Source organism: Streptomyces sp. NRRL S-244, assembly GCF_000717915.1.
Classification (GTDB): Bacteria; Actinomycetota; Actinomycetes; order Streptomycetales; family Streptomycetaceae; genus Streptomyces.
On sequence record NZ_JOCX01000035.1, the window covers coordinates 21,127 to 36,945 of the forward strand.

15 protein-coding genes are annotated in these 15,819 nt (G+C 73.3%); 9 read left to right on the top strand and 6 right to left on the bottom strand.

The annotated features are described in order from the left end of the window. Positions 1–26: 26 nt before the first annotated feature. Positions 27–3,506 carry a HAMP domain-containing protein gene (locus IF02_RS0128965; RefSeq protein ID WP_030162093.1) on the bottom strand — a complete coding sequence of 1,160 codons (3,480 nt, stop codon included), beginning with the start codon at positions 3,504–3,506 and terminating at the stop codon, positions 27–29. A 77-nt stretch (positions 3,507–3,583) separates the two neighbouring features. Then, positions 3,584–3,931: an STAS domain-containing protein gene (locus IF02_RS0128970; protein ID WP_030162095.1), complete on the bottom strand. Its 348-nt coding sequence runs from the start codon at positions 3,929–3,931 to the stop codon at positions 3,584–3,586. A gap of 223 nt (positions 3,932–4,154) precedes the next feature. Between IF02_RS0128970 and IF02_RS0128975 the strand changes: the two genes are divergently transcribed. From IF02_RS0128975 to IF02_RS0129000, 6 genes are all read left to right on the top strand, one after another. Beyond that, positions 4,155–5,090 (top strand): SigB/SigF/SigG family RNA polymerase sigma factor, encoded by a 936-nt coding sequence (locus tag IF02_RS0128975; RefSeq protein ID WP_030162097.1) that lies wholly within the window; start codon positions 4,155–4,157, stop codon positions 5,088–5,090. An 8-nt stretch (positions 5,091–5,098) separates the two neighbouring features. Beyond that, entirely contained in the window at positions 5,099–5,536 is a 438-nt protein-coding gene (locus IF02_RS0128980; protein ID WP_051696627.1) for an STAS domain-containing protein, read from the top strand. After that, the gene (locus tag IF02_RS0128985; protein WP_078622404.1) at positions 5,533–6,483 is read left to right on the top strand and encodes a sensor histidine kinase; all 951 of its coding nucleotides are present in this window, start codon (positions 5,533–5,535) and stop codon (positions 6,481–6,483) included. Before IF02_RS0128980 ends, IF02_RS0128985 begins: the two co-directional genes overlap by 4 nt. Before the next feature lie 139 nt (positions 6,484–6,622). Beyond that, positions 6,623–7,090 (top strand): ATP-binding protein, encoded by a 468-nt coding sequence (locus tag IF02_RS0128990; protein WP_324603793.1) that lies wholly within the window; start codon positions 6,623–6,625, stop codon positions 7,088–7,090. Positions 7,091–7,168: 78 nt separating this feature from the next. Then, positions 7,169–7,291, top strand: coding sequence for a hypothetical protein (locus tag IF02_RS36010; protein WP_267880933.1), 123 nt, complete (start codon positions 7,169–7,171; stop codon positions 7,289–7,291). 44 nt (positions 7,292–7,335) lie between these two features. Next, positions 7,336–7,998: a DUF4230 domain-containing protein gene (locus IF02_RS0129000; RefSeq protein WP_030162103.1), complete on the top strand. Its 663-nt coding sequence runs from the start codon at positions 7,336–7,338 to the stop codon at positions 7,996–7,998. Here the strand turns inward: IF02_RS0129000 and IF02_RS0129005 are convergent. Together IF02_RS0129005 and IF02_RS0129010 are read right to left on the bottom strand one after the other, a co-directional pair. Next, positions 7,989–9,044 carry a mechanosensitive ion channel family protein gene (locus IF02_RS0129005; RefSeq protein ID WP_030162104.1) on the bottom strand — a complete coding sequence of 352 codons (1,056 nt, stop codon included), beginning with the start codon at positions 9,042–9,044 and terminating at the stop codon, positions 7,989–7,991. The two genes, IF02_RS0129000 and IF02_RS0129005, sit on opposite strands and share 10 nt — an antisense overlap. A 197-nt stretch (positions 9,045–9,241) precedes the next feature. After that, complete coding sequence (locus IF02_RS0129010; RefSeq protein WP_030162105.1) at positions 9,242–9,796, bottom strand: hemerythrin domain-containing protein; 555 nt, start codon at positions 9,794–9,796, stop codon at positions 9,242–9,244. A gap of 210 nt (positions 9,797–10,006) precedes the next feature. Between IF02_RS0129010 and IF02_RS0129015 the strand changes: the two genes are divergently transcribed. The 3 genes from IF02_RS0129015 (at position 10,007) to IF02_RS0129025 (ending at position 12,099) form a co-directional block, all read left to right on the top strand. Beyond that, complete coding sequence (locus tag IF02_RS0129015; protein WP_030162106.1) at positions 10,007–10,456, top strand: SRPBCC family protein; 450 nt, start codon at positions 10,007–10,009, stop codon at positions 10,454–10,456. Between the two features lie 5 nt (positions 10,457–10,461). After that, positions 10,462–11,292 carry a DUF1206 domain-containing protein gene (locus IF02_RS0129020; protein ID WP_030162108.1) on the top strand — a complete coding sequence of 277 codons (831 nt, stop codon included), beginning with the start codon at positions 10,462–10,464 and terminating at the stop codon, positions 11,290–11,292. Positions 11,293–11,490: 198 nt separating this feature from the next. Then, positions 11,491–12,099, top strand: a complete 609-nt coding sequence (locus tag IF02_RS0129025) for a response regulator transcription factor (RefSeq protein ID WP_030162110.1) — start codon at positions 11,491–11,493, stop codon at positions 12,097–12,099. Positions 12,100–12,138: 39 nt separating this feature from the next. Here the strand turns inward: IF02_RS0129025 and IF02_RS0129030 are convergent, their stop codons facing one another. Both IF02_RS0129030 and IF02_RS0129035 read right to left on the bottom strand, forming a co-directional pair. Further along, positions 12,139–13,938: an ATP-binding cassette domain-containing protein gene (locus IF02_RS0129030; protein ID WP_037837321.1), complete on the bottom strand. Its 1,800-nt coding sequence runs from the start codon at positions 13,936–13,938 to the stop codon at positions 12,139–12,141. Then, positions 13,935–15,785 (bottom strand): ABC transporter ATP-binding protein, encoded by a 1,851-nt coding sequence (locus IF02_RS0129035; protein WP_051696629.1) that lies wholly within the window; start codon positions 15,783–15,785, stop codon positions 13,935–13,937. Before IF02_RS0129035 ends, IF02_RS0129030 begins: the two co-directional genes overlap by 4 nt. Positions 15,786–15,819: the final 34 nt, after the last annotated feature.

A 15,819-nucleotide genomic window follows, 5' to 3' on the forward strand; every position in this document is an offset into this window, starting at 1 on the left:
TGGTGCTGGTGGGGCGGCTGGGGCGGTCATTTCGTGAGCCAGTGCCGGACGCGGGCGATGAGGTCGTCGGCGTCGACCGGCTTGGTCACGTAGTCGCTGGCCCCCGCGGCGAGGCTCTTCTCCCGGTCGCCGGGCATCGCCTTGGCGGTGACCGCGATGATGGGAAGGCCGGCGTATGCCGGCATCCGCCGGATCTCGGCGGTGGCCGCGTACCCGTCCAGTTCGGGCATCATCACGTCCATCAGGATGAGGTCGACGCCCTCGTTGCGGGTGAGCGCCTCGATGCCCTTGCGCCCGTCCTCCGCGTGGAGCACGCGGATTCCGTGCAGTTCGAGCACGCCGCTGAGGGCGTACAGGTTGCGCGCGTCGTCGTCGACGACGAGGACGGTGCGTCCGGCCAGGCCGTCGTCGAGCACATGGGCGGGGGTCTGCGCTCGCTCCGCTCCCGCGTGGACGAAGGGCAGTACGTCCCCCGGCTGGTCCGCGGACAGGTGCAGCACGATGCGTTCGCGGAGCTCGTCCAGACTGGACAGCAGCTCGAGGCGGCGCGGCGCGGCCCGTTCCCGCAGCGCCGTCTCCTGGCCCGTGTCCAGACGGGGGTTGGTGTGGGCGAGCACGGGGAGGGAGGAGAGCGCAGGGTCTCCGTCGAGGGCGTCCAGGAAGCGCAGGGCCTCGCCGTCGGGCAGGTCGAGTTCGAGGACGACGCAGTGGAAGGCATCGGATGCGAGGGCGGCGGCGGCTTCCCGCGAGCTCGTGACGCCGACGACCTGGATGCCTCCGAGGTCCCCGGCCGGCCGGTGGCGGGGGGCGAAGTCCCGGTCGGCGCTCTCGGCGACGAGGGAGAGCAGGCCGCCCTGGCGTTCCTCGATCACCAGGAGGCGGCGGGCCTGCCGCTGCCCGGGCAGGCCCGGTGTGCCCGCGTGGCCCGGTTCACCGGATCCGGCGGCGGCGCCGTGCAGGGCGGGCGCCGGAACGTCGGGGAGGGGGTCCTTCTCGTACTCGGCCCCCCTGGCCGGCAGGTAGAGGGTGAAGGTGCTGCCCTGGCCCGGTGTGCTCTCCGCGGTGACGGCGCCGCCGAGGAGCTGGGCGATCTCGCGGCTGATGGAGAGGCCGAGGCCGGTGCCGCCGTACTTGCGGCTGGTGGTGCCGTCGGCCTGCTGGAAGGCGCCGAAGACGGACGCCAGCTGCTGCTCGGGGATGCCGATGCCCGTGTCCCGTACCCGGAAGGCCACCACGGGTCCGCGGCCGCGCAGCCCGGCGGGCACCTCGGGTGCGGTCGCCTGTTCGATCCGGAGCTCGACGCCGCCGCGCTCGGTGAACTTGACGGCGTTGGACAGCAGGTTGCGCAGGACCTGGCGCAGCCGCGAGTCGTCGGTGTGCAGGGTGTCCGGGGCGTCGGGGGCGGTGGTGACGGTGAAGTCGAGGCTCTTCTGCGTGGTCATGGGCCGGAAGGTGGCGTCGACGTACTCCAGCAGCTGCGGCAGGGACACCGCCTCGGGGTTGATGTCCATCTTCCCGGCCTCGACCTTCGACAGGTCGAGGATGTCGTTGATCAGCTGGAGCAGATCGGACCCCGCCGAGTGGATGACGCCCGCGTACTCGACCTGCTTCGGGCTGAGGTTGCGGGTGGGGTTCTGGGCGAGCAGCTGGGCGAGGATGAGGAGGCTGTTGAGCGGTGTGCGCAGCTCGTGGCTCATGTTGGCGAGGAACTCGGACTTGTACTTGGAGGCGAGGGACAACTGCTGGGCCCGGTCCTCCAGTTCCTGCCGTGCCTGTTCGATCTCCAGGTTCTTGGCCTCGATGTCGCGGTTCTGGCTGGCGAGGAGGGCCGCCTTCTCCTCCAGCTCCGCGTTGGAGCGCTGGAGTTCCTCCTGCTGCACCTGGAGTTCCGCCGAACGCGCCTGGAGTTCGCCGGTCAGCCGCTGGGACTCCCCGAGGAGCTCGTCGGTGCGGGCGTTGGCGACGATCGTGTTGACGTTGACGCCGATGGTCTCCGTCAACTGGCCGAGGAAGTCGCGGTGTACGGGGGTGAAGGCGGTGAAGGAAGCGAGCTCGATCACTCCGAGGACCTGCTCGTCCGCCGCGATCGGCAGGATGATCAGGCTGCCCGGGGTGGCGCGGCCCAGTCCCGAGGAGATGACGTAGTCGCCGGGGACCTGGTCCGTGGCGATGATCCGGTGACTGCGCGCGGCCTGTCCGACCAGGGACTCGCCGAGGGCGAAGCCGGTGGCCTCGCCGGTGCCGGCGGGACGGCCGTACGAGCCGACCAGAGTCAGCACGGTGTCGCCGCCGGGGCGGTCCTCGGCGAGGTAGAAGGCGCCGTACTGGGCGGCGACCAGCGGTGTCAGCTCGTCCATGACGAGTGCGGCGACGACGGAAAGGTCCCGGTGGCCCTGCATCAGGCCGGAGATCCGGGCCAGGTTGGACTTGAGCCAGTCCTGTTCCTGGTTGGCCCGGGTGGTCTCCCGCAGGGAGCCGACCATCGAGTTGATGTTGTCCTTGAGTTCGGCGACCTCGCCCGAGGCGTCGACGGTGATCGAACGGGTCAGATCGCCCTCGGCGACCGCGCTGGCGACCTCGGCGATGGCCCGGACCTGGCGGGTGAGGTTCCCGGCCAGTCCGTTGACGTTCTGCGTCAGTCGCTTCCAGGTGCCGGAGACGCCCTCCACCTCGGCCTGGCCTCCGAGCCGGCCCTCGCTGCCCACCTCGCGGGCCACGCGCGTGACCTCGGCGGCGAAGGCGGAGAGCTGGTCGACCATCGTGTTGATGGTCTCCTTCAGCTCCAGGATCTCCCCGCGCGCGTCCACCCGGATCTTCTGTGTCAGATCGCCCTGGGCCACCGCGGTGGTGACCTGGGCGATCGAACGGACCTGTGCGGTCAGGTTGTCGGCCATCACGTTGACCGATTCCGTGAGGTCCTTCCACGTACCGGAGACGCCCTTGACGTCGGCCTGGCCGCCGAGCCGGCCCTCGGTGCCGACCTCGCGGGCCACGCGCGTGACCTCCCCGGCGAAGGCGGAGAGCTGGTCGACCATCGTGTTGATGGTCTCCTTCAGCTCCAGGATCTCCCCGCGCGCGGTGACGGTGATCTTCTGGGAGAGGTCGCCCTTGGCCACGGCGGTCGCGACCTGGGCGATGGAGCGCACCTGGTCGGTGAGGTTTCCGGCCATGAAGTTGACCGAATCCGTGAGATCCAGCCAGGCGCCGCCGACTCCGGGTACGTCGGCCTGGCCGCCCAGGGTCCCCTCGGTGCCCACCTCGCGGGCCACCCGCGTGACTTCCGACGTGACCAGCGACAGCTGGTCGGCCATCCCGTTGAAGACCGTGGCGATCTCGCCGAGCAGTCCGTCCGACGTATCGGGCAGCCGGGTACGGAAGTCCCCGTCCCGTACGGCCGTCAGGCCGGCCAGCAGCAGGCGCAGCTCCGGTTCGCCGATCCCGTACGCGCCCCCGCCCTCGGGCCCCGGCGAACTGCTCGGTGACTCCGGGCTCGTCCGCTCAGACATCCGTCTACCCCTCGCCACACGACCGGTCGGCGAAGGTTGACGCCGACCCGAAGGACCCTATGGCACGACCGTGTCGGTCACGACCCGCCGACGGCGTCTTCGACGCTGGGGTACAGGGACAGCACCGTATCGGCGCCCGTCAGGGCGAAGAGGCGGCGGAGCTGCTCTCCGGGGGCGGCGATGCGCAGGCCTGTCATCCGGTGCACCCGCAGCAGCAGGTTCAGGAACGACGAGTCGCCGAAGGTGACGTGGGCCGCGTCCAGTACCACCAGCCCGTGCCGGTCCGCGGCGGCGGCGAGGGCCTCCTCCAGAGGGGCCAGCGTGTCCTGGTCGAGCTCCCCGTACGCGGCCACCACCCACCCGGCCCCGGCCGGGTGGCCGTCCCCGACCACGCCTTCGTGGTGCGTGTCCCCTGCTCCGGTCATGTCCGCCTCCCCGGATCGTCACGTGTACGGCCTCCGCAAGGGAGTATGCCTGCCCCTCGTCCGTACGGAAGCGCCGGGACCTCGGCACACCGCACGCGGTGGCCGGCACGGCTGCCCCCGGCGGGCTTCCGGAAAAAGGATTTCGCGCGGGCCGTGTAAGAACGCGAAGCCGGGGCATGAGCGGCCCTGGCAGCCGTCAGTCAATCGGGAGGGAACGGCCACCATGTCTCGCTCGGCCAGCGCCGTAGGCCCCATTCGTGCAACAGACGTGCAGATCACGCCCTCTGTGCCCGCCGACAGGACCGTGGGAGCCCCACCACAGGACGTGGCGCTGCCCGAGGTCCACAACCCCCGGGAGGTGGCGCCCGGCGACGCCCGCGAGCTGTCGAGGCTCTTCTTCGGAAGGCTCCGCAGCCTGGAGGAGGGCACGCGCGAGTACCAGTACGCCCGCAACACCCTGATCGAGATGAACCTCTCCCTCGTGCAGTTCGCCGCGCGGCGCTTCCGCGCCCGGGTGCTGGGCGGGGGTCTGGACATCGACGACATCATCCAGGTGGGCACCATCGGTCTCATCAAGGCCATCGACCGCTACGACCCCGAGCGCGAGGTCGAGTTCTCCACGCTCGCCCTCCCGTACATCACCGGTGAGATCAAGCGCTACTTCCGCGACACCACCTGGGCCGTGCACGTACCGCGCCGCCTCCAGGAGCTGCGTACGGAGCTCGCCAAGGCCCAGGAGGCCCTGACCGACGTCCTGGGCCGGGCCCCGACGGTCAAGGAGGTCGCCCGGCACCTCGATCTGACCGAGGAGGAGGTCATCGACGGGCTGGTCGCCGCGAACGGCTACACCAGCGGCTCCCTGGACACCGCCGGCGCCGACGGGGACGAGCCCGCGTCCTCGACGAGCCGGACGACGCGCCCGCTGGCGGACCGGCTCGGTGACGTCGACCCGGCCATGGAGCTCTTCGAGGAGTTCCACACCCTCGCGCCCCTGCTGGATCAGCTGGACGAACGCGACCGGCTGATCCTGCAGTTGCGGTTCGGCCAGGAGAAGACGCAGGCCGAGATCGGCGCCGAACTGGGCATCTCGCAGATGCAGGTCTCGCGCCTGCTGTCGCGGACGCTGGCCCGGCTGCGCGCCGGAATGCTCTCGGTGTAGGCGGCGCCATGCCCCCGGCTCACCGCAACGACGGGTCCCTCCCGCCCGTCGGCGCGCAGGCGCTGTACGACGACGTGGCGTGGGCGGACGCCGTCGTACGGTGCGCGGACGCCCCGAACGCCGGGGCGGGTACGCGGCTGCCCCTCACCGCCCGGCCGCTGCGCGACCGTCCCGGCGCCCTGCTGCGCGGCAGCTGCGACCTCGACACCCGGCCCGTCCTGTCCGCGGCGCTCGGCGTCGTCATCCGGATCCCCGGCCCGGTCGTCCACCTCGACCTCTCCGGCGTGGCCTTCCTCGATGCCGCCGCCGTCGCCGCCCTGGTGCGGGCGAACGCCACCGTCACGGGACAGGGCCGCCGTCTGGTGCTCCACCACCCGCCATACTCGCTCCGCAAGGTAGTGGAGATGTTCCCGGACGAATGTGCCGCGCTGGAGGTCGCAGCATGATGAACGTATCTGCGTCCACCGCACCCGGGGACTTCGTCCACCCCGCCTTCTTCTACCGGGGCCGGGCGGAGTACGTGGCGGGAGTGGGCGGGTTCGTACGGGCCGCCCTCGCGGCCGACGAGCCGGTGCTCGTGGCCGTACCGGGTCCGCGGCTGGACGTCCTGCGCGAGAGCCTCGACGCCGCCGCGGCCGAGGTCACCTGGGCGGACATGACACGGCTGGGCCACAATCCCGGCCGCATCCTGGCCGCCCTGCAGGATTTCGCCGGCCGGCACGCGGACCGGGCGGCCCGCATCGTGGGCGAGCCGATCTGGCCCGGCCGCTCGCAGGCCGAGGTGCTGGAGGCCACGCGCCACGAAGCCCTCATCAACACCGCCTTCGCGGGGCGCCGCGCCACCGTCCTGTGCCCGTACGACGTCGTGGGCCTGTCGGCCGCGGTGGTGTCAGATGCCCGGCGTACCCATCCCACCCTGATGACGGAGGGCGAGAACCTGCTCAGCCCGGAGTACGCCGACGCCTCGGCGGTCTGCGCCGACTGCGACGGCCCGCTGCCCGAGCCCGACGGGGATGCGCCCCCGTTCGCGTACGCCTCCGGGGAGCTGGGCGAGGTACGCGCGTACACCGAGACCTGGGCCCGCGGCACGGCCCTGAGCACGGCCCGGCGCGGCGATCTGATCCTCGCGGTCAGCGAGGCCGCCGCCAACTCCCTCGCCCACGGCGGCGGGAGCGGCTCCCTGCGGCTGTGGAGCACCGCCGGTGCCGGTGTGGTCGCCGAGATCCGCGACGGCGGCCACCTGGCCGACCCGCTGGCGGGGCGCCGCCGCCCCTCCCTGGCATCGGTCGACGGGGGCCGCGGCCTGTGGATGATCCATCAGCTGTGCGACCTGGTCGAGATCCGCGCCTCGGACAGCGGCCTCACCCTGAGGATGCACATGACATGTTCCTGAGACCGGTGGGTCCCCTAAACTGTCACGGCCGTGCTCGGGTGTCCCGATCCGTGAAGGGACCGGGGCGCAGGCCGAGCGGGGCCACGAGGGTCCCCGCGAGCGGAGAGACCAGTGTCAATGGTGGGGGTGAGGTAGCACAGTGGAAACCATCGGACCGGGAACCGGCGATGCACTGCACGCCGGGCCGCCCCCAGCCGTGGTGCAGCGCCGTCGCCTCGCCCTGGCCGGCGTCCGCGGCCACGTCGCCAAGGGCCGCGACTTCACGCGCCAGGCCTTGCTGGACTGGGGCTGGGCCGGCACCGAGACCTCCGAGGACGCCCTGCTCCTCGTGTCCGAGCTGCTGACCAACGCGTCACTGCACGCGGGTGGTTGCATCGAACTCGTGGTCTCGGCCGGTGAGGTCCTGCGGATCGAGGTCTTCGACGGTTCGACGGCACTGCCGCGCCGCCACCCGTCCCCGCAACGCGGACTCCCGGGCGGACACGGCCTCTACATCGTGCAGCGCCTCTCCGACCGCTGGGGCACCCACACCCACGAACACGGCAAGGCCGTCTGGGCCGAGATCGAGGCGTCGCGACTGACCTCGGGCAGGCCCACCGGCCGCTGACCCGGCCGGCCGCAAGCCCCGTGTTTCCGTGTTCCCGTACGGGAGCGTCATTCCGGGAGTCGGGGGCAGGCGCGCGGTATGACATCGAATGCGCTCACCTCCCTGGCCCTGACCCCGGCGTCCGGCCCTGCCTGGGTCCACCTGATCGTCATCGCCTTCGCCCTCCTCGTCCTCGTCCGCACCCTGGCCCGCCACCGGTAGGAGCCACGCGGGCTGGCGGGGCGCTCGCGGGGTATCCGCGGAGTATGGATACCTCTTCGGATCGTCCGGGCGGCTCGCGGCGCCCGTGGTGGGGGCGGATCGCTGCCGTTCTGGTGGTGGTCGTGGTGCTGATCGTGCTCGTGGCGCGTTTCGGCCTGGTTCCGGGATTCGGCGGCCTCTTCGGCGAGGAGACCCGGGACCGCTCGGGCCCGGCCCTCCTCAAGTCGATCCAGGACATGGACCGTTACGAGGCCGCCGTCGGCAACTTCCAGGTGGTCGTGGACCTGGAGAAGGACGCGGCGTTCCTGCCGGACGCCATCCGCGGAACGCGCACCCTGTACGTGGGGGCCGGCACGGTCGGCGGTTACGTCGACCTGGGCGGGCTGGCCGAGCGGAACGTCTCCGTGAACGGCGACCGCACCACGGCGTCGATCCGGCTGCCGCACGCGGTGCTCGGCACGGCCGCCCTCGACCCGAACCGCTCGTACGCGGTGTCGAAGCAGCGGGGCCTGCTCGACCGGATCGGCGATCTGTTCTCCGACAACCCGGCCGGCGAGCAGGCCGTGCAGAAGCTCGCCGCGCAGCACATCAACGAGGCCGCGCGCGACAGCGGTCTCGCGGAGCGCGCCGAGAAGAACACCACGGCGATGCTGGAGGGGCTCCTCCGCTCCCTCGGCTTCCGTGAGGTGACGGTCGCCTACGGGTGAGGGGGCGGGTCCTCGCGCTCGTCCGCGAGGACCAGGCGGGGCAGGGCGTCCGGGTGCTTCTCCGAGAGCCAGGCGATCAGCTGTTCCCGTACGGCGCAGCGCACCGTCCACAGGTCGTCGGCGTCCTTGGCCGTGACGATCGCGCGTACGACCATGGTGGAGGGGGTCGTCTCGGTGACGGCGACGTCCCAGCCGCGGCCGTCCCACTCCGGGCAGTGGCGCAGGATCTCGTGCACCTCGTCGCGTATGAGGTCCACGGGAGCGCGGTGGTCACAGTGGAGGAAGACGGTGCCGGTCATCTGGACGCCGCCGCGGGACCAGTTCTCGAACGGGCGGGTGGTGAAGTACGAGACGGGCATGGTGATGCGGCGCTCGTCCCAGGTCCGTACGGCGAGGAACGTGAGGGTGATGTCCTCCACCACTCCCCACTCGCCGGCGACCACGACCGTGTCACCGATGCGCACCATGTCGCCGAAGGCGATCTGGAATCCGGCGAAGAGGTTTCCGAGGGTGGACTGGGCCGCGACGCCGGCCACGATTCCGATGATGCCGGCGGAGGCGAGCACGGACGTGCCGAGCGCGCGGAAGCTCGGGAAGGTGAGGAGCATCGCGGCGGCCGCGACGACGGCGACGACGACGGTCACGACCCGCGTGATCAAGGTGACCTGGGTACGGACCCTGCGCAGCCTGGCGGGGTCGCGGGTGCCGGCCGCGTAGCGGGCGTAGCCGGACTCGACGGCGGCCGAGGCCACGCCCACGACCAGCCAGGCGCCGGCGCCGATCAGCGCGAGCGACAGGGCCCGGCCGACGGCGGCCTCGTGCTCCTGGAGGGGCGGCCACGCCGTCTGCCGGTGGGCTCCCCTGAGCAGGGCTGCGAACAGCACGATCTGCAGGGCCCGGCGGCAGCGGCGCAGCGAGTTCCACAGGGGTGTTTCCGGGTGGCGGGCGTCGGCTCGGCGCAGCAGCAGGTCGGCGGCCCATCCGGCCGCGGCGGTGAGGAGGAGCGAGCCTCCCAGGACGGTCAGCAAGCGAAGCGCGTGGTTCATGTCTCCTCGGCGGGTGTAGGCGGCATGGACTTCCCCGCGCATGCCCAGACGAGGAGGGGCGACACACGGGACCTCCCGCGCGGCAGTGGCCGGCCGGACTGCGGCGTACGCGAACGCCGCCGGTCCCGCCCGTTCAGGCGGGGCGGGACCGGCGGCGGCTGTCGGCTGTCGGCTGTCGGCTGTCGGCTACGGGAGGCTTACCTGCCGCGCCCGCTGAGGAAGTCCCGCGCGCGGTCGACCAGTCCCGTGCCGGCGGACACCAGCCGGTGGTGCGGCTGTGAGGGGAGGGCGCCGGGGTGGGGGCGGGTCGGCGCGAACCTCTTGGCCCGGCGCACCCTGTCGCCCAGGGTCTGCAAGGCCTGCGGTGAGCACGCCTGGCGGAGCCGGGGGAACAGGTTCTGCTCCTCGTCGTGCACGTGGGCGGCGACCTCCGCCTTCAGTACGGCGATCAGCTGGTCGAACTCCGGTCCCGCCGCGTCCAGTCCCTCAAGGTCCTTCAGCAGCTTCTCGACGCGCGCGTGGTCGGCGAGTTCCTTGTCCGCGATGAGGTCGCCGTCCGGGAAATGGTCCCGGACCGCCGGGTAGAGATGCTCCTCCTCCGCCACCGAGTGCCGGACCAGTTCGATGGTCAGCTGTTCGGCCGCCTTCTGCCGTTCGCCCGCCGGGGTGGTGTGCTCGATCCTGTCGAACAGCCCGTCCACCTCGCGGTGGTCGACGGTCAGTTCGGCGATGATGTCCCCTGCGTGTCGCATGCCGTTGTTCCTTCCCGATCGGCCTCTGCCGGCGGTACTCGCCGGTCGCTGCGCGCGTACCCGCGATGACGCAGCGCTAACGGGAGGGCCTCGGCCCGCGGCGGCCGGCGCATGGCGCGCCCGGGGGCGGGTAGCCGGGCCCTGAAAGGTCTGGAGGCGGCGGTCCGCACCCCGCGGTGCCGGGCCGCCGACGATACGGAAGGGGTACACGTGTCACACGTCGAGGAGTATGTCGAGGTCAACGTGCCCGTACGCACGGCCTACAACCAGTGGACCCAGTTCGAGGACTTCCCCGTCTTCATGGAAGGGGTCGAACGCATCTACCAGCGCACGGACACGCTCACCCACTGGGTGACGAACGTGAACGGTGTGCAGCGTGAGTTCGACGCGCAGATCACCGAGCAGCTCCCGGACCGGCGCGTCGCGTGGATGACGGTGGACGGTGAGGCGCGCCAGGCCGGCCTCGTCGTCTTCCAGCCGATCGACGCGACCACCACCAAGGTCGTCCTCCACATGAACTGGGTGCCCGACGGCCTGGCCGAGACGGCCGCCGACAAGCTCGGCTTCGTCAAGCGCCAGGTGGCCGGCGATCTGAAGCGGTTCAAGCGGTTCATCGAGTCGCGCGGAGTGGAGACGGGCGCCTGGCGGGGCGAGGTCTGACCGGTATGAGACGCGGGGGCAGGAGCAGGGGCAAGGGCGTCCGGGCCGCGTCCCGCGGCGGTGGGCTCCGGGAGGTCACGGCCCGCTGCGGTCTGCTGACGCGCGGGGTGCTGTACGCACTGGTGGGGATGCTGGCCCTGCGCGTGGCCCTCGGTGACGCCGGGGGCGAGGAGGCTGACCGCCAGGGCGCTCTCCGGGAGCTCGTGGGAAGGCCCTTCGGGAGCGTCCTCGTCTGGGCCGTCGGTATCGGGCTCGTCTGCATGGTGCTGTGGCGCCTGTCGGAGGCGGTGTTCGGCGCGGCCGGGCCGGACGGCGGCAGGCCCGTGAAGCGGCTGGCCTCGGCGGGTCGAACGGTCTTCTACGCCGTGGTCGCCTTCTCCGTCCTGTCGTTCGCGGCGGGCGGCGGGGGCCGTTCCGGAGACGAGCAGTCGCGCGACGTGGCGGCCAGGGCGCTGGACCTGCCCGCCGGCCAGTGGCTGGTGGGTGCGGCAGGGCTCGGGATCGCCGTCGCGGGCGTGGTCATCGCGGTCCAGGCGGCGCGGCGCGGCTTCCGCAGGCACCTCGCCATGGGAGGGGTCCCCGCGTGGGGGCGCAAGGCCGTCGACTTCCTCGGGGTGACCGGCGGCCTGGCCCGGGGCGTCGTGTTCGGGGCGGCCGGCGGGTTCGTCGTGTACGCCGCGGTGCGCTACGACCCGGGGCAGGCGAAGGGCGTCGACGACACCCTGCGGGCGTTCGCCGGCACCGTGGCCGGGCCGTGGCTCCTGGTCGTTGTCGCCGTCGGGCTGATGCTCTTCGGGATGTTCTCCTGGGCGACGGCCCGGTGGCGCGAGGTCTGAGACGGGCAGCGGTTTTGGCCGGGCAGGCAGGACGGAACCGGCCACTCAAGGGTGTTACCCGCCGAAGGGAAGCAGAATCCGTGGGTATCTCGGCCAACTTGCCCGTACGCCCCTGAACGCCCCCCGCAGTGACGTTCCATCGGCCCTGTATGGGGGCACCCGTGGTGCCGTTGGTCCGTCTACCGAGGAGCGCACACGATGACGAAGGTCCTCGTCCTGCACAGCGTCAGCCTGGTCAGGTCGGCACTCGCCGCCCTGCTGAGATCCGAAGGACGCTTCGAGGTCACCTCGGCGGGCTGGCGGGCCGCGGCACGCCAGGCCGAGTCGTTACGACCAGACGTGACGGTCGTCGACCTCGACTGTCCGGGGACGACTGCCGTCCTCGCCGACGACGGGCGCGCGGACCACCAGGTCCTCGCGCCCCCGTCCCCCGTTCTGGTGCTCGCCTCGACCGGCGCGCCCGGGCTGCTGCACCGGGCCTTCCGGGCCGAGGCGCGCGGCTACGTCGACAAGGACGGCTCGCCGGGGCGGCTCGTACGGGCGGTCCGGAAGGTCGCCGCGGGGGAACGGTTCATCGACGCCTCGCTGGCCTCCGCGTTCATGGAGGCCGACCCCGTGCCGCTGAGCCCTCGGGAGCTCAGCGTGCTGACCCGGGCCGCGGAGGGCGATTCGATCGCCGAGATAGCCTGCACGCTGCACCTGGCGAGCGGGACCGTACGCAACTACATGGCCGCGGCGACGCGCAAGACCGGCGCGCGCAACCTCATCGACGCGATCCGGATCTCCCGGCGGGCCGGCTGGGTTTGATCCGAGGGCGCCGCGGACGGGCACGGGGGCCGTGTCGTGTCATTCGTCCGGGGCCAGGTTCCACCTCCCCACCAGATCGCGGTACAGGGGCGACCTGGCGGGGAGTTCTTCATGTGTTCCGCAGACGGCGCGGGTCCCGTCGAGGACGAGGACCCGGTCGGCACGGGCGGCGGACGAGACGCGGTGGGCCACGACGACGAGGGTGCCGGGACGGTCCGCGAGGGCCCGTTCGGCACGCTCCTCGGCAGCCGGGTCCAGGTGGCAGGTGGCCTCGTCGAGCAGCAGCAGCGGAGCGGGCGAGAGGTAGGCGGCGGCGAGCGCGAGCTGTTGGCTCTCGCCCCGGGACAGCAGCCGGGGGGACACCTCGGCGTCCAGGCCGCCGAGCCGTGCCACCAGGTCGTCCAGGCCGAGGGCGCGGACGGCGCGCCGCACCCGGGCGTCCCCGGGCCCGGCGGCGCCCGGGGCCGCGGCGAGGTGGGTCAGGTTCTCCCGTACGGTGCCGGTGAACACGTAGGCCTGCTGCGGCAGCAGGGTCCGCCGCGGGTCCGGTCCGGTGGCCCCCGGTTCCCGGCGGGCGGCCGCGCCGGCCACGAGGACCGCCCCCGCGTCGGGTGACAGCATTCCGGCGAGCAGCGCGGTGAGCGTGGACTTGCCGATTCCGCTCGGTCCGACCACCGCGAGGTGCTCCCCCGGGCGCACCACCAGGTCGAGGTCGTCGAGTACGGGAGCCGCGCCGGGGCCGTACGCGAAGGTGACGCCCCGGAGCTCGGCCGCGGCCTCGGCCGGCGGGCCGGCCGCCCCGGGCGGCTGCGGCTCCGGCTTCGGCTTCAGCTCCGGCTTCGGCTTCGCGGGGCTGTGGCCGTCCCGGTCCGGCGGCACCGGACCACTGAACCGTTCGAGGACCACGAGCAGCCGGGTTCCGGCCGAACCCAGCGCGGTCATCAGGGAGTTGAGAGCGGGCAGCAGGGCCTGCACCAGGTACGTGAGGCCGCCTGCCAGTGTACCGGCGGTGACGCCGCGGCCCAGCAGCCACGGCGTCGCGGCGAGGAGTGCGATGACCGGCAGCCGGCCCGCCGTGCCCAGGGCCAGGGTGCGCAGGGCAGCCCACCCCGCGAGGGTGCGCGCCAGCCGCTCCTGCGTGGCGATCAGGGGCTCCACGCGGGCTTCCGCGGCGGCCTGTCCCCCGCAGGCGACGATGTCGCGCAGGCCCTCGGCCAGCGCCCCCACCCGGTCGGCCAGCGCCTCGTCCGCGTCCAGGGACCTGCGCTGCACGGAGGCCAGGGGGCGGAGCGTGGCCAGGAAGGCGGCCACGCCCAGCAGCAGGGGCGGCAGCACGACCAGCAGCAGCACGGGCGCCAGGGCGGCCATGCCGGCGATGGCGCCCACGGTGGTGAACACGAACGAACGTACCGTCAGGACCAGCCCGGCGAAGGAGTCCCGGGCCATTTCCGTCTGCTGGGTCAGCCGGGACACGGCGCCCGTGTCGGCGGAGCCCGCCGGATCGGCGACCGCCCGGTTCAGCGCCTGCCGCACCGCCCGCCGGACCAGGCCGTCCCGCAGCGGCTCCACGAGGTCCGCGAGCCCGGCGAACACACCCCGCAGCGCGAACCCGCCGAGCAGTGCCCCGGCTCCGGCCGCGGCCAGCCAGCCGAGACCGGTGGCGGTACGGCCGGCGAGGAAGCCGTCGTCGAGGGCGCGGGCCACTCCGTAGCCGCCGAGGAAGGTGTGCGCGGACTCCAGGAGCGACCATCCGGCCAGCCGGCCGAGGGCCCTCGTGTGGCCGCGCAGGAACCGCCGGCCCTCGGGGGCCACCCGGCCCCGGGCCCCTCCCCCGGTCACCGGGCCGCCTCCCGCTCCGTGTCGTGGTCCGTGCCGTTCTCCGCGTCCTCGTCCCTGCCCGTGTCCCTGCCCGTGTCCGTGCCCGTGCCCGTGTCCTTGCCCGTGTCCGCGGCGAACACCGCCCGGTAGGCGGGGGCGCGTCGCCACAGCTCGGCGTGGGTTCCGCTCCCCCGTACCCGCCCGTCCTCCAGCCATACGACGAGGTCTGCGCGGACGGCGGACGAGAGGCGGTGCGCGACCACGATCCGGGTGCCGGGCCGGATCTCGCGGGCGAGGGCCCGCTCCACCTCGCGGGCCGTGACGGTGTCGAGGCTGGAGGTGGCGTCGTCCAGTACGAGGAGCCGGCCCGCGTGGCAGAACGCCCGGGCCAGCCCGAGGCGTTGGACCTCCCCGCCGGACATCGGGGCGTCGGCCAGGCGCGTGCCGTACGCGTGGGGCAGGCGTCGTACGAACAGGTCGGCTCCCGCGGCGCGGGCCGCGGCGCGCACCGCTTCCGGGCCGGGGTCCGGGCCCGCGCCGAAGGCGATCGCATCGCCGACCGTGTCCCCGAACAGCGCGGGCCGGTCGAAGGCGTACCCGGCTTCGCGGCGCAGTGCTTCGGCCGTCACCTCCGGCAGGGGCACCCCGTCCAGCAGCACCCGGCCCTCGTCGGGGTCGGTGAGCCGGCCTGCCACGGCGGCGAACAGCGTTTTGCCGGCGCCCGAGCGGCCCACCACGGCCACCGTGGTGCCTCCGGGGATCACCAGGCTGATGTCGTGCAGGACCGTCGCTCCGCCGCGCACGACCCGGACGTCGCGCAGTTCGAGCGTGCCCGGGCCGCCTTCCGGCAGCTGCGCCCGGCCGTGGCCGAGTACGGGCAGGTCCAGGAGGGCGGCGGTCCGCCGGGCCGCGGACCGGCCGCGGACCACGGCCGCCAGTCCGCCGGTCACGGCGCCGATGCCGGCCGCGAGGCCCGCGTACCGTACGGCGGCGAGGAGTTGTCCGACGCCGATGGCCCCGGCCGACAGGCGGATGCCGCCGACGGCCAGGACCGCGTACAGGAGCATCGGCATGAGGGCCGCGGACCAGGCCGTGGTGCCGCCGTACACCTGCCACATCCGCCTGCCCTCGGCGCCCAGCTCGGGCAACCGGGCGAGGATCCGGGCCCGTTCGCGCTCCGCGGTGCCCGCGGCGGCGATCGTGCGCGCCCCGGCCAGTGCCTCGGTCAGGCGGCCGGCGGTCGCGAGCTGGACCTGCTGGTAGCGGGCGATGCTGGTGTGGGTGTCGCGGGCGAAGGCCCGCAGCAGGAGCACCAGGAACGGAACGCCGACGAGGAAGGCGAGTGCCGTCCACAGGTCGATGAGGAAGAGGGCGGTCACCGCACCGAGCGGCGGCAGCAGTGCGGCGACGGCGTGCGCGACGGCGGCCGGGACCTTCCCGGCCTCGGTGGCGTGCGCGGTCAGCCGCGCGGCGGTTTCGCCGGGTGCGTGGCGGGCGGCGTGGTGCGGGGCCGTCCGCAGCAGCCGGGCGAGCCCGAGCCTGCGCAGGCGGGCGGTGGATCGGCCGTCGATCTCGCCGGTCAGCCGGGCGGCGGCCGCGTCCAGCGCCACTTCCGCCGCGATGACCGCGGCGCACAGCAGGGTCCAGGCGGGGCCCGACGGGGCGCCGCGGAGCAGCAGGTCGAGGGTGTGGCCGAGGACCGCGGGTTCGGCGAGCGCCGCCGCGGAGGCGCTGACGGTGCATCCGAGGACGGCGGCGCCGCGCCCGGCGCTGTGCCGGGCCGCTGCCACGAGAGCCCGGTCGGCGGTGCGTGCGACGGCCTCGGCCTGCGCCGCGCCGGCCGCCGCGTCGGGGGGGCGGGGGCTCATCGATGGATGCCTCCGGTGGTGTGGTGCGGGCCCG

Excerpts from the sequence above, each read along its gene's own strand:
- IF02_RS0128965 (WP_030162093.1), bottom strand. The coding sequence starts at position 3,506 with ATGTCTGAGCGGACGAGCCCGGAGTCACCGAGCAGTTCGCCGGGGCCC.
- IF02_RS0128970 (WP_030162095.1), bottom strand. The coding sequence starts at position 3,931 with ATGACCGGAGCAGGGGACACGCACCACGAAGGCGTGGTCGGGGACGGC.
- IF02_RS0128975 (WP_030162097.1), top strand. The coding sequence starts at position 4,155 with ATGTCTCGCTCGGCCAGCGCCGTAGGCCCCATTCGTGCAACAGACGTG.
- IF02_RS0128980 (WP_051696627.1), top strand. The coding sequence starts at position 5,099 with ATGCCCCCGGCTCACCGCAACGACGGGTCCCTCCCGCCCGTCGGCGCG.
- IF02_RS0128985 (WP_078622404.1), top strand. The coding sequence starts at position 5,533 with ATGATGAACGTATCTGCGTCCACCGCACCCGGGGACTTCGTCCACCCC.
- IF02_RS36010 (WP_267880933.1), top strand. The coding sequence starts at position 7,169 with ATGACATCGAATGCGCTCACCTCCCTGGCCCTGACCCCGGCGTCCGGC.
- IF02_RS0129000 (WP_030162103.1), top strand. The coding sequence starts at position 7,336 with ATGGATACCTCTTCGGATCGTCCGGGCGGCTCGCGGCGCCCGTGGTGG.
- IF02_RS0129005 (WP_030162104.1), bottom strand. The coding sequence starts at position 9,044 with ATGAACCACGCGCTTCGCTTGCTGACCGTCCTGGGAGGCTCGCTCCTC.
- IF02_RS0129010 (WP_030162105.1), bottom strand. The coding sequence starts at position 9,796 with ATGCGACACGCAGGGGACATCATCGCCGAACTGACCGTCGACCACCGC.
- IF02_RS0129020 (WP_030162108.1), top strand. The coding sequence starts at position 10,462 with ATGAGACGCGGGGGCAGGAGCAGGGGCAAGGGCGTCCGGGCCGCGTCC.
- IF02_RS0129025 (WP_030162110.1), top strand. The coding sequence starts at position 11,491 with ATGACGAAGGTCCTCGTCCTGCACAGCGTCAGCCTGGTCAGGTCGGCA.
- IF02_RS0129035 (WP_051696629.1), bottom strand. The coding sequence starts at position 15,785 with ATGAGCCCCCGCCCCCCCGACGCGGCGGCCGGCGCGGCGCAGGCCGAG.